The sequence below is a fragment of the Enterococcus sp. AMC2644 genome (assembly GCF_058216475.1).
The window spans coordinates 2,436,241-2,450,198 of sequence record NZ_CM177095.1 but is presented as its reverse complement, the minus strand read 5'-3'; the positions used below and the strand labels follow the sequence as shown (position 1 = coordinate 2,450,198).

The 13,958-nt window shown below is 35.0% G+C and carries 13 protein-coding genes; all 13 read right to left on the bottom strand.

Annotated elements, in window-relative coordinates; translation table 11 throughout:
• Nucleotides 1-6 precede the first annotated feature (6 nt).
• Complete coding sequence (locus tag AC4BC5_RS11945; protein WP_490495587.1) at nucleotides 7-822, bottom strand: carbohydrate ABC transporter permease; 816 nt, start codon at nucleotides 820-822, stop codon at nucleotides 7-9.
• Entirely contained in the window at nucleotides 823-1,719 is an 897-nt protein-coding gene (locus AC4BC5_RS11940) for a carbohydrate ABC transporter permease (protein ID WP_490495586.1), read from the bottom strand.
• Between the two features lie 12 nt (nucleotides 1,720-1,731).
• Nucleotides 1,732-3,021, bottom strand: a complete 1,290-nt coding sequence (locus AC4BC5_RS11935) for an ABC transporter substrate-binding protein (protein WP_490495585.1) — start codon at nucleotides 3,019-3,021, stop codon at nucleotides 1,732-1,734.
• 87 nt (nucleotides 3,022-3,108) lie between these two features.
• Complete coding sequence (locus AC4BC5_RS11930) at nucleotides 3,109-4,137, bottom strand: LacI family DNA-binding transcriptional regulator (protein ID WP_490495584.1); 1,029 nt, start codon at nucleotides 4,135-4,137, stop codon at nucleotides 3,109-3,111.
• 169 nt (nucleotides 4,138-4,306) lie between these two features.
• Nucleotides 4,307-4,939, bottom strand: a complete 633-nt coding sequence (locus AC4BC5_RS11925; protein ID WP_490495583.1) for an SGNH/GDSL hydrolase family protein — start codon at nucleotides 4,937-4,939, stop codon at nucleotides 4,307-4,309.
• A 271-nt stretch (nucleotides 4,940-5,210) separates the two neighbouring features.
• Nucleotides 5,211-6,254, bottom strand: coding sequence for an aldose epimerase family protein (locus tag AC4BC5_RS11920; protein WP_490495582.1), 1,044 nt, complete (start codon nucleotides 6,252-6,254; stop codon nucleotides 5,211-5,213).
• A 99-nt stretch (nucleotides 6,255-6,353) separates the two neighbouring features.
• Entirely contained in the window at nucleotides 6,354-8,189 is a 1,836-nt protein-coding gene (locus tag AC4BC5_RS11915; RefSeq protein WP_490495581.1) for a family 43 glycosylhydrolase, read from the bottom strand.
• A 116-nt stretch (nucleotides 8,190-8,305) separates the two neighbouring features.
• The gene (locus AC4BC5_RS11910; RefSeq protein WP_490495580.1) at nucleotides 8,306-10,099 is read right to left on the bottom strand and encodes a glycoside hydrolase family 2 protein; all 1,794 of its coding nucleotides are present in this window, start codon (nucleotides 10,097-10,099) and stop codon (nucleotides 8,306-8,308) included.
• 23 nt (nucleotides 10,100-10,122) lie between these two features.
• Complete coding sequence (locus tag AC4BC5_RS11905; protein WP_490495579.1) at nucleotides 10,123-10,497, bottom strand: hypothetical protein; 375 nt, start codon at nucleotides 10,495-10,497, stop codon at nucleotides 10,123-10,125.
• Nucleotides 10,498-10,503: 6 nt separating this feature from the next.
• Entirely contained in the window at nucleotides 10,504-10,872 is a 369-nt protein-coding gene (locus AC4BC5_RS11900) for a carbohydrate ABC transporter permease (protein WP_490495578.1), read from the bottom strand.
• Between the two features lie 187 nt (nucleotides 10,873-11,059).
• Complete coding sequence (locus tag AC4BC5_RS11895) at nucleotides 11,060-12,379, bottom strand: IS1380 family transposase (RefSeq protein ID WP_003140845.1); 1,320 nt, start codon at nucleotides 12,377-12,379, stop codon at nucleotides 11,060-11,062.
• Between the two features lie 109 nt (nucleotides 12,380-12,488).
• Nucleotides 12,489-13,022, bottom strand: coding sequence for a carbohydrate ABC transporter permease (locus tag AC4BC5_RS11890; RefSeq protein WP_490495577.1), 534 nt, complete (start codon nucleotides 13,020-13,022; stop codon nucleotides 12,489-12,491).
• A gap of 11 nt (nucleotides 13,023-13,033) precedes the next feature.
• Nucleotides 13,034-13,936 carry a carbohydrate ABC transporter permease gene (locus AC4BC5_RS11885; protein ID WP_490495576.1) on the bottom strand — a complete coding sequence of 301 codons (903 nt, stop codon included), beginning with the start codon at nucleotides 13,934-13,936 and terminating at the stop codon, nucleotides 13,034-13,036.
• Between the last annotated feature and the right edge of the window lie 22 nt (nucleotides 13,937-13,958).

Below are 13,958 nucleotides of genomic sequence, written 5' to 3'. Positions count from 1 at the left end.
CATTATTTATTTGACTGCTCCATCAGCAACACCTTTAATAATTTGTTTTTGTGTAAAGAAATAAACGATAATTATTGGAATAATCGCCACTAATAATCCGGCAAGAGCTAAGTGCCATTGTTTGGTATATGAACCAAAGAAATAGAACATTTTTATCGGAATTGTTTGCATGCCTGGTTTATTCACTGTTAATGAAGGTAACAGATAATCATTCCAGATAGCAATGGCATCTAATAAGCCAATTGTAACTGCGGTTGGACGCAACAATGGAAAAATAATTTTAAAAAATATTTGCCATCTTGAAGCCCCATCAATTGTGGCTGCTTCATCTAAGCTTTTTGGAATCGCTTTTAGTGCACCAACAAACATAAATACACCCATACTGGTATTAAATCCTAGATGCATAAATATCAGTCCTCCACGATTCAACATCCCTAAATTTCCATACAATGAAACCAAAGGAATCATAACCGACTGAAACGTTACTAACATTGCTGCAACAAAGACATAATAAATGACTTTGCTTGATTTTGTTTCAGATCTTTGAATAGCATAGGCTGCCATAGCAGAGACAATAACGATTAAAGCTACAGAAACTACTGCAATAATCACACTATTAAATAAGGTCGTTGAGAACTCTAATTCTTTCAAGGCTTGTGGATAATTTTCGAATGTAGCTACTTTGGGAATTCCCCAAGTATTACTAAAGATCTCTCTTTTTTCTTTAAAAGAGTTGACAATCATCAGATAAAAAGGAATTAACCAGATAATCATTAAGATGAAACCTACTATCTGACCTACACTAATTTTTTTTCTTTTCATTTATGCCTCAACCTCTTTTCTACTGGACAAGTATACTTGTAATACTGAAATAATCGTTAGCAACACAAAGAAAACAATCCCTTTTGCTTGTGCTAAGCCCATTTGTTTTTGAGAAAATGCGGTATTTACAATATTCATCGCTACCATTTCTGTCGATTTAAACGGACCACCTGATGTTAAAGATAAATTTTGATCATAGATTTTAAAACAGAAGGATAGTGTCATGAATAAACTAATTGTAAATGCTGGTCGAATCATTGGAAATTTGACTAAAATAAATTTTTGCCAGTTAGAGGCTCCATCAAGGTCTGCCGCTTCCAAAATGGACGTATCGACTCCCTGTAAAAAGGCAATATAGATAACCATAATGTAACCTGAATACTGCCAACAAACCATGATAACCATTCCCCAAAAAGCAGTACTTGGTGTAGATAGCCATCCAAGCATCTTCTCCATTCCTGCAAACTCACCAAAAGCTTGAAACCCTTTAATAAAAACAAATTGCCAGATGAATCCTAAGATTAGGCCACCAATCAAGTTAGGCATAAAAAAAACAGTCCTCAAGATTGAATTTCCTTTAAAATTTTGTGTCACAATCAAAGCCAAGCCTAAACCAATACAATTAATTAAAATAATAGTAATGACAGAAAAACGAATGGTAAACCAAATAGATGCCAAAAATTCTTTATCTTTCATAATTTGAATAAAGTTATCTAGACCAACAAATTGAGCAGGATTAATCCCATCCCATTTAGTAAAACCGTAATAGATTCCAAAAATAAAAGGAACAAATACGACTGCCCCAACTGCAAATAGTGCAGGTGCTAAAAAAGCACCTGACCATAATTGTTGTTTTGAGGTAGTTTTCTTTCTTAATACATTTATTTTCTCACTCATATCGATACCCCTTTATTTTTCTGGATTATTGACACTCCATTTATCCTGAGAATCTTTAATTAATTCTTTCCATGTCATTTCTCCAGAAACATATTTCTGAATGTCTGTTCCAACTGTAAATTGTGTCCAATCTCCTTTTATTGAAGGAAATGTTGAAATACGAACTAAATTATTATTGGTATACTCTGTATATTCTTTAATTAAATTAATATCTGATTGATAGTCTTCATAGCCTTTATAAGCAGGAATAAACATAAATTCATCAACAACAACTTGTTTTCCTTTTTCAGATGTGTTCATGTAATCTAAAAAGTCTTTGGCGGCTTGCACTTCTTTTTCACCAGACTCTTTATTCACTACATAGTTATTTAAAGCGCCTCCATCAACTTTTCCGTATTCTACACCATCGATTGGGATTGGTAGGATTCCTACTTCTTCTTGAGCAAATTCTTCATCATTTGTCATTAAAGTTGGTACTACCCAACTACCTTGCATCACAATTGCTACTTTTCTACCAACAAATTTATCTTCAATTTGTGTAGAGTAATCTAAGCTAGTGGTTGGTTGCACAGAATAATCATTTTGAATATCTACAAACTCTTTTAATTGATTTCCATATTTAAAATCAACTTGTTCTGCATCAAATGCAGCAACCGGATCATTATCGAAATCTAATGAATAAAAGGCACTAGCGCCATGCATTCCTGTCGACCAGGTTTCTTTAGCAGGGTAAGCAAAAACAGCTTCCAGACCCAATTTCTCTTTATTTTTATCAATTTTTTCTACAGCTGCTCTTAATTTCGCCTGATCATCAATTGTTGATGGATCGATACCAGCTTCTTTAAAAACTGTTTTGTTATATAAGAAACTATATACTTCATAACTCATTGGCATAGCGCCAACGCCACCATCATCTAATTTAAAGGCATCCGTAGTTCCCGGCAAAGCATTTTTGATTGATTCTGTATCTGATAAATCGGCTGCATATTTCTTATACTCAACAAAATCATTGATTCCAGCGGACATAAAAATAGTTGGTGCTTCTCCTGAGGCAAATTTAGATTTTAAAGCTGCTCCAGAATCTTCTCCACCACCGACAAATGTTAAATTAATTTTCACATCATCATGTTCATTTTGATAATCTTCAACTAATTTTGTCAGTTCATTTTTGTATTCTACTTTTGATAAGAACATACTAATCTCAGTTTGATCTTTATTGCTACTTGCCTCTCCATTTCCACACGCTGACAATAATCCTAAACTTAAAAGCCCCATTCCTATAATTCCTAAAGTTTTCTTCACATTGATCCCTCCATTAATTTATATGCAGTCGGTTTTTACGTAACCGGTTACGTTTTAGGTAAAAACTAATATAGATTAATATAATTACTAATCTATATTGATTGAATCTATTTTTCTAGTTGACTGTCGGACAACAATTCGATGTTTCACAATTTCGGTTTCTATCCGTTCGCCATTCATCAAAAAAGCATGTAATTTTTCAAATGCTCGATTTCCAATTTTTTTAAGTGGTTGATGAACAGTGGTGATTTTAGGCGATGACATCAAGCTAATTTTAGTATCATCAAATCCTGATATCCCTACTTGATGAGGTACACTAATTTGATGCTCCCTTAACCGATTCAAAACACCTAGTGCATTGTCATCACTTAAACAAATAATTGCTGTTTGATTGCTACACTGTGGAACCAGTGAGTCAGCAATTGATTCGGCAAAATCATAGGAGAAATCGCCACAAAAAATTTGACTATCAGATAAGGACAAACCATTTACTTTCAGTGCATCTTTGATTCCCATCAATCTCGGAATCGTAGTAATTTGATCGTCTTCTACCCCACCAACACACAAAACATGTCGGTAACCACACTCTTGCACTAGATAATTTGCAATATCAAATCCAGCTTGATAATCATCGATTTTAATGTAAGGAAAAGACACATTCCTATTTTCTGTATGTGAGGTCGTCACAATGTACGGAACTTTTCTTTGATGAAGCAATTCACTCACTTCTTCATCCAAGGATTCTGATAAGAAAATAATTCCATCAACATTTCGATCTAAAATTCGCTGAATAGACACTTTAAAATTAGATTTTCTCATATCACTATGCACTAATAAAATAGTATAGTCATTGGCAAATGCAGATTCTTCAATCCCATCAATAATTCCATTTAATACATCTGTTCCTAAATTGGGAATAACAACTCCTAAACTCTGTGTTCGATTAACTGCTAAACTATGTGCTGAAAAATTGCGCTGAAAAGAAATGGCTTCTATTGCTTGTCTAACTCTCTCTTCGGTTTTTTTACTATAACCGCCTTTATTATTAATTACTCTGGAGACTGTTGCTACAGATACATTTGCTCTTGAAGCAACATCTCGAATTGTCATTGCCATGGAACCACCTCTTCAGTAAACGTTTACAAAAACGATTATATATGACGTAAACGGTTACGTCAATGGTGAATTATAAAAAAGTTAAATTAAAAAATTCTTTGGGTATTAAAAAAGGCTACTAAAGAGCGATAAAATATCGACTTTTTAGAGCCTAAAAAATGTACAACTACTATTTTACATATTCTATTCGAGATAAAATTTCTTTAGCGATTACGCCATCACCAGCTATTGTTGGATGCACGCCATCTTCTGCGTAATATCTAGGAGAGGTTACAATAGCTTTTTCGGCTAAAATGCCATCTAGAGGTATATACTCACAACAAAACTCACCTGCTAAATAACGAATGCTAGCGATTTTTTGATCCAAATCTTTCCGCCAGTTCATGCGGTCTTGAGGATACGGCAGAACAAAAGGTTCCAAAATTAAAATACGCTTGATTCCAGCTGCAGTCACTTTTTCTAAGACTGCTCGGTAAGTCTCTTTAAAACGGACTGCTTCTTCTTGACTACCAAAAGTCTCACTATCCACATTATGCCAGGTATCATTAATGCCTATCAAAAGAACTAGTACATCTGGTTTTAGAGCAAGACAATCTTGATCTAATCTGTCAAGGATATGCTTGATTCGATTGCCGTTGATTCCACGATTAAAAAAGGTGAAATTCGCTTCTGGATAATCAGCAGACAACAACCCCGCAGTGATTAAGGGAAAACCTAAACTAGCATCATTTCCATATATCCGATTATTATCAGTTATGCTATCTCCTAAAAACAATATTCGGTCATTTTTATATAATTTCATAAAATACCTCCTGATACTTTTACTTGAATGACATACTTATTATACCATTTTTACATTTTTTAGATTTAGTATCTCATTCGATTATAAAAAATGTGATGTTCTATAGTATGCTTTGAAGTTTACAATGACTCAATCTGAGTTTCTACATTTCGTTACTAAAACTGATCTGATTTCATTTATTCAAAGTCTATTTCGTATCTGCGTAACTCATTTTTTCAGAATCTATTTGTGACAAACACAAGCATAGTCTGATTTTACATGTTTGCTTTTTTTATTTTTCAACTTTAAACTTATATTTTGTTTGGTAATTTACTACTTCCTCTTTTTTCAACAAAGGTGTTTGAAATTGTGGTTCATTGACTGCATTAGGGAAATACTGCGTTTCTAAACAAAGGCCTTCTCGGAAACGATAAATCGCTGCTTCTTTGCCTAAAGTATGTGACATGAAGTTGCCTGTGTAAAATTGGACTCCGGGTAGATTTGTCGTTGCTTCCATCACAATCCCACTTTGATCGCCTGTCAAACGAACAAATCCCTTCGTTGGATCATCCAATACAAAATTATGATCGTAGCCTTTTGCATAAACAAGTTGATTATACGCTTGATCAATCTCTTCTCCAATTGGTTTTTCTACTCTAAAGTCCATTGGAGTCTGTTCAACTGAAAGAATTTCACCGGTCGGAATTGCTTGGCTGTCTTTCATCGGTGTAAAATGACTCGCTTGTAACTGTAAGCGATGATTCATAATGGTTCCGCTGTTGTGACCATTCAAATTAAAATAACTATGATTGGTTGGATTCAACACTGTATCTTTGGAAGAACTTCCTTGATATGTAATCACTATTGAATCTTCTGTTAATTGGTAACTCACATCTAAAGTCAATTCGCCTGGATAGCCTTGATCGCCATCTGGACTAATTAGGCTAAATGTAATCTTATTATTAGCTTCATCTACCGTTTTAACATCCCAAACTCTTAATTGATACCCATTTTTTCCACTATGCAGATTGTTTTCTCCATCATTTTTAGTCAATTGATACGTTACACCATCTAATTCAAAACAAGCATTTGCAATTCGATTCGCATTACGGCCAATCGTTGATCCTAAATACAAATCATCGTTTGTCTCATATCCTTCAACGGTATCAAAACCTAAAACGACATCTCTCAGTGTGCCTTCTTTATCTGGAACCCATAGATTGGTTAAAACCGCCCCAATATTACTAACCGTCATTTTTAAGCCTTTTTCATTTTCAAACGTGTATAAAAACACCGCTTCTCCGGTTTTTGTTACACCAAATTTTTCCTGATTCATTTGCTTTGCCCTCTTTTCTTTCAATTTAAAAATAAAAAAGCTAGGAGTACTTAGTTAAGTACTCCTATTTTTTATTTAATTACAACACTTTACTACCACTTATTCTACAGTAATAGTCATTTCTGGTGTCAAAGATAGTTCGCCTAAATTTTCGATTCCTTCAGGTAAGCTAACTTCACCTTTAATAACCATCTTGCCTGATGATACATCTTCTGGCAGTTGCCAATCAACAGCAACTTTCACGTTTTCTTCTGGTACACTTTTTGACGTGATTAGCCCGATTTCTTCAGGTAAAGACCATTCAGTTGATTTTTGATCTTTTTTAACCGTTTTGTCAACTAAATCTTCTGATGCAAAACCGATAAAGTTATCAACATCCACTGCTCCTGATGGTACTGGTTGTGGCGTTACAGTTGGTCCATGAACCTCTAGAACAGTTTCTCCCTTTTCATTTTCAGTAAATCTCATGCGATCAATCGCAAATTCTCTGGGATCAGTATTCCAAATTGTTTCGTGTCGATGATAGATCATGAACATTTCTTTTCCATCTGGTGACGTTGCTACTGCATGATGTCCTGCTCCAGGAACAAATGAATTAGATTGCATAATTGGATTTTGTTCATATTTTTCAAATGGTCCTAATGGGTTAGTGCTTGTTGCATAGCCTGCCCCATACATTGGACTTTCAAAATGAGAACCTGAATACGTTAAATAATAGATACCATCTTTCTTTAACATATAAGGACCTTCATTAATACTAGCCATATCTAATTCCCATGGTTGTGAAGGAACTAAAATTTCTGTAAGTGTACTCTCATCAATTGATATCATATCATCATTTAACTTAGCACCCCAAATAACATTTCCTTCATTAAAACGAACAAAGTACAAATAATATTGTCCATCATCATCTTTAAAGGCATGTGCATCAATTTCGTTGATATCTTCATGCATCGGACCAATCTTAGTTTGCTTAAAAGGTCCCAATGGTGAATCAGCAACTGCTACACAAAGATGCTCATTTGCTGTGTAGTACATATAATATTTTCCATCACGCTCAATCATATCCGGTGCCCAGAAACCATTTGTTCCCCAGTTATCTTCACCCATACTCATGGCCATGCCTTTGTCTGTCCAATTAACCATATCTGTGGAAGTAAATACTTTGATTCCGCCAACATTTCTACCTGCTGTAGTCGGATATAAATAATACGTCCCATCCACAAATAAAATATCTGGATCTGCTACTTCGGGTAAGAGAGCATTTGTATATGTAGCTCCCTCATGTTCTGATTCTTGATATGAATCAATTGACATTTTATCAAAACTTGCTTGGCTGAAGTGATTATAAACACCAATTTGGCCATTAACGTAATCTTCATCGATAATATCTATCTGAGGATAACTATCCTCTGTTTCATTTACAAAACCTTGAATATGATTTCCTGCTACTTTTACGGTTAATTTATAGACATTATCATATTCAAAATACATTTTCTTTGTAGCAATTTCAGTCCAAGAATCTTCTTCCGTAGTTGATTTACCTAGAACAACCTGTTGTTTTTCAACATCAATTCCAAAGTAATAGCCATCATAACCATCGCCGTTATCTTTAAGATTTTGGATCCGAAACAACACACCTGCTTCTGCATTAGTATTTTCTTTTTGTTTTTCTGATTTGCTGACTTTTACTTCTAAATCAAATTGAAAATCATCATATTCTTCTTTTTTCAAGATTGCTTTATTCTCAATGTCGTTCAACGTTATCACTCCTTCCTTCGCAAATCCGTCATTCTCTCCATCACTTTGATAAAATGTCCAATTTTTAGCGTTAGTGATATTTGTATTTTTTCCTGACGAAATTAGAGTAGTCGCTACGAAAAGAGCGATTCCAGCAGTTAATAAGAGACCGCCCCAAACTATAATTTTCTTCACATCCGCCATCCTTTCTATACAAATTAGGATGTATCTTTGACTGTATAACGATAAGACAAGCTGTGTAGATAGTTTCTCTATTGTTTAGAGCAATCTACAGATACTTCTCCACGTTCTTACTCTACAGTAAGAACGTGAAATTGATCGTTGATTTCTTTAATTTTACTTAAATCACATTTAGGTTGGCGATCATAAGTCAATAAGCCATTAATCTCTTGCTCCACATCTGTGATTTGAGTATAACAATAGCCCCAAAGCGCTTTAGAAGCGTACACAGCATCCATAATTCGACCATATTCAGAAAGGAATTCTTCTTTAGACGCCGCTGAAGTATAACCCCATCCTGGTTGTCCAGAAACATCAAAACCAATTCCTCCAAACTCAGTCAATAAGATTGGTTGTCCTTTGTAAGAGAAACCATCCGCAAAAATTGGCCAAGGAGTTGATCGATTGTGAAGTAGTGCTTCTCTACTATGCAAGCTTTCTTTAAAGTATTCATATTTTGCTTTCTCATTTTCTTGACCATGCGCATAGTTATGAATAGCGACGATATCCGTATCTGTTGCTGCCCATCCATCATTAGAAATAACTAAACGTGTTGTATCCAATGAATGAATGTAATGGAAAATTGCTTGAGAGAAATGTTGTTGTTGACGATCAAACGATATATTTGGAACGCCCCAGCTTTCATTAACTGGCACCCAAGTAATGATTGAAGGGTGATTGTAATCACGCTTAATGGCATCTGTCCACTCAATCATTAAGCGTTCAACTGCCTTATTTGTATAAACAGCTGGTGCTGCACACTCTCCCCAGACAATGAAACCAAGTTTGTCTGCCCAATATAAGAAACGTGGATCCTCCATCTTTTGATGTTTACGACAGCCATTAAAGCCCATTTCTTTTGATAATTGAATATCTTTAATAAAGTCTTCATCAGAAGGTGCTGTTAATAAACCTGTTGGCCAATAGCCTTGGTCCAAAACTAGTTTTTGATAGTATGGTTTATTATTTAAAAAGATCATTCCATCGACAGCATGTACTTTTCTCATACCAAAATAAGAAGCTACACTATCCTTACTTTGTTCTCCTTCTTTCAATTCTAACTTAAGGTCAAACAAATTAGGTGTTTCTGGTGTCCATGAATATCCTTCATGATGATAGTTTTGTCTAAAGATGTGATCTTGATATAATTCAACTTCAAAAATCACTTTATTAGCAGTCAGATTTACTTGTCCGCCTGCAATCAATTGGTCTTTAAAGTTAATAGTGTAAGCCAATGCGCTTTGATTAGTTAATTGACTAATTTCTGCTTCAATTTCGATTTTTCCTTCATCAAAATGGGGAGTCAGTTTAACATTTTGGATATGTTGTTCATTTACTACTTCACACCAAACTGTCTGCCAAATACCCGTAGAGTTTGTATACCAGATACCTGCAGATTCATCTTCCCAAAATTGTTTTCCACGAGGAATTGTTTCATCATAATGGGAGTCAAATGCTCGAACACTTACCTGTTGTTGTCCTGAAGGATCCAAAAATGGGGTAATGTCCATTTCAAAAGAAGTATGTCCACCAATATGGTGACAAACGTGTTGACCATTCAAATAGATATCTGACTCATAATCCACAGCCCCAAAATGAAGTAAGACACGTTCATTTTCTTGTGCTGAAACTTCAAAATCACGTTGATACCAAACAATATCATGTGGTGTTCGGTCTTCGATACCACTTTCTTTACTTTGATAAACGAAAGGAACTACAATTGTTTGATCGTATGGTTCTGAAGTTGCAAACCAACCTTCATTCATTCCTTCATTTTTATCATCAAAAGTAAATTTCCATTGTCCATTTAAATTAATCCATTGTTTACGCTCAAATTGAGGTCTTGGGTATTCATTTCTTGCCATGTGCTTAACTCCTAATCTCTTATTCAGTTTGCTTTCAAACTTTTATTTTTAGCTAATAAAATAATTGTAGCTGTCATTCCTATAACAACACTTACAAAATCTAAAACAATATACGATAGAATTGATTCGAAAAGTAGAAAAAAGCCAACCTTCCACTGAACTTGATTATCTTTAATATAACGTTTGCTTAACAATAAATTAATGATTCCAAGTGCAATCAAAAGACTTCCAAAACCTGTAATAATTAGCATATATCCACTAGGATATACTGCTGGCTTCAAGCCAAGCAGACCACTTCCACTTTGGAAAATTCCATAGTAAATAATGGTAATCAATCCATCAATGATTTGCCAAATTCCCATGATTTTAATTAAAAGACGCTCTTGTTTTCTACTCAATCTTTATCAACCTTTCACGCCACCTGATAATGACATTGATTCTAAGAAATATTTTTGTGCAAATAAATAAATAATAAATGTTGGAACAATCGCAATCAAAGCTCCTGCCATCAAGAGTGTTGGTTTTGATTGATACATTCCTTGTAATAATTGTAAGCCGGAAGTAATCGGCATTTTTTCGATATCGTTAAAAACAATAGATGGCCATAAGAAATCATTCCATGAACCAGTAAAGGTAAATAAAGTGATAACTGTTAAAATTGGTTTGATTAAAGGTAAAATAATTTTCCGGAAAATGATTAGTTCACTAGCACCATCTATTTGGGCTGCTTCATCATAGTCTTTAGGAATATTATCCATACCTGAATAATTCATAGCTCTAAATTTAAGCTATTTTTTTGAACAAAGTGCCTATATTTAAATTAGGCAGATACATTCTTCCAAAATAATGTGTTTTCGAACAGGATATATACGGAAGAAGGCTATAATAAAAATTATTTGTCTATTTAAGGGCAGACTGATCCCTTGGAAAAATAGGTTAAAAATTTTTACGATAACTAGCCTAAATCCATTGCCTAGATCGCCGTAGGCGTTCAAAAACCTTATAAAATTCAGTTTGATACACATGATAACTCGACAGTTTGAGATAGACTTGTCTACCTGTTTTAACGAGTTTTCCGGCAACTTTAAGCAATGTCAATCGTATAGAATGAATCGTCATCCCCCGATTCACTTGTTCAAATCCAATGGTCTTTAAAAAATTGACGAGGTTGTAAGCCAGGACACTGATCATCATTCTGACATGATTTTCCAGGAAACGCGGACTATCTGTTTTGTCAAAATAAAAGCCTGATTTCGCTTCTTTGATGAAATTTTCCATTGTTCCACGCTTGCCGTAAAGAGAGAATATGACTTCAGGCGAGACATTATCGGATAGATTCGTCACAATGAATGCGTGGTGAAAAAGAAGCTCTCCTGCTTCACGGATTGATCGAATACAAACGCGACGGGGTTTTGACCAGGATTGTGCTTGATAAGGGAGTGAAAAATACTGTATTTCTCGGTCTTCCCATTTTTTATTATCCCCATAAAGAACAGAGTGTTCAGCTAACTGACTTAACCTCCGATTGCTCTTTAATCGGATAACGTACTGGCTTTCAGTTGCTTCACAAGATTCATACACCTCTGGTGTGGCGAAGCCGCTGTCACCCCGAACCAATATCTCGGTATGAGGTAACGTGCTCTTGTAGTGGTGTAACAGCGGGTCGATAAAGGCTTTTACCCCTTTAGACGTGTACTGATTGCCTGAACGCAGTTCAGCTTTTAGGAAATCTCCGGTCAATCCGTCAAATGCAACTAATGGGTGATAGCCGTAGGTTTGATAATGGGCATTATAATCTGTTTGTTCTTGGCGTCCAAAGGTATCCGAATGTGTGGAATCGACATCAATGATTAACTCGGTGTCATTGCGAATCAAACGCGCTTTATCAATCAGCGACTGATTTAATGCTTGGAGTTGATCCATGTTCTCCTCGGTGAAACGATCTAAAAACCGTGAGATTGACGATTGTGAGGCCAACTCTTTTTTACCGAGTACAGCTTGAAAGACTGGATCCTGTCTTAATAGATTAGCTGATGAGTCTGCCGAGTACCCAGCAATTAACTGCATAATGAGTTGTTCTAATATCGCTAAGTTATCATGTGTGAAGTAAACACGTTTGTCTTTAATATGGAGCCACTGTTTAGCTACGTGTGAAAAGTCGAAGGTATTCATCACCTCTTTAACTAAGACCAAACCCGAATCACTCGATAAGCGACCACCTGTATGTGAAATAGTCAAATTTGAATTGAATTTTACCTGGTTTTTGTGTAAGCTAGTCATGAGAAGAACTCCTTTCTTATGGTTGGTTTCGACACCTTTACCATATCAGAATGGGGTTCTTTTTGCATCACTTAACAGGTGAAAATGAAAAAGTAAATGAAGACTGCCGTTAGGCAGTTTCAGACGGTTTGAAGTCAAAGTATGAATTATTCAGGTCCATAAATTGTTTAACTAAAAAGATATTCATTGCTCCTGCTGCCCCTGGAACAATCATTGCCCAAGGTGTATTCACCCATCCAAGCAGATCCACAATTTTGTAAAGTGGAATTAAGTTTACAACACCTGGAAACATCATCGTTGCCAATAAAAAAGTAAAAATTTTATCTCTGCCTTTAAATTGCAAACGACTATAGGCAAAAGCAGATAAAGAAACAACGAATAACACTAATAAGGTATTCATTGTTGCAATAAACAATGAATTGAAGAACCAACGAACTAGAGGTGTACTTGAATTATCCATCAATAGTTCTTGATAGTTGGCTAATACCCAATCAATTGGTAATAAGCGCGCACCTTCTCTTAATAACTCTGATTGTGACTTAAAGGATGTAAAGATACCATATAATAAGGGAACGATCCAAACCACGGCCATTACTAATAAGAAAACAGAAGCAACAATTTTTGATGTTTGTCTTTTTTTCATCGTTTCCCCTCCTAATCTTTCGTTCTCAAAAATTTAAATTGAATAGCTGATACAATCATGATGCAAACTCCTAAAACAATTGCCATTGCTGAAGCAATACCTGCAATTGATTGTCCAGAACCAAATGCGTTTTGCTGGATGTACATTAAAAGAACTCGCGTACCATCACTTGGGCCGCCACCTGTTAACATAAGTGGTTGTCCATATACATTAAATTGAGCAATTGTTGTTACTACTAAAGTGTACAAAATTTGTCCTTTTATAGAAGGCAAAGTAATTTTAAAGAATTTTTGTAACGAAGAGGCACCATCAATATCTGCCGCTTCATAGTAATCTTGAGGAATTCCATTTAAAGCAGCCTGATAAATAATCATATTTCCTCCGATTGTCCACCAAATGGTTACTACAACTAATGTAACCCAAGCATAAGGCATTGTACTTGTTAGTGGGATAGAGGTACCCAACAATTTATTGACTGGTCCGTATGTAACATTGAACATCAATGTCCAAATAATAACTACAGCAGAGATAGCAAATAAACTTGGCATATAAAAAAGAGATTGAAAAAATTTCCCTAATTTAGGCTTTGTATTCAAAGCTACGGCAAGCAATAATGGGACCATGATACAAAATGGAACAACAAAAATAACAAATTTAAATGTATTTGTTAAACCAGTTCTTAGTTGTGTATAAAAAATAGAATCTTGATTAGTAAAAATTTCTTGATAGTTTGCCAATCCAACAAAATTAGGACTTGAAACAAGGTCCCAATCTGTAAACGAAATATAGATTCCAAAAACAACAGGAATCAAGAAAAATATTGAAAAAATGACCAAGTGTGGCGCAATAAACAGCCATGGAAAAACTTTGCTTTGAGCTTGATTTCCTTTTTTCTTTTTTTGTGATAGAGACATGTATTCTCAATCCTTCCCATTT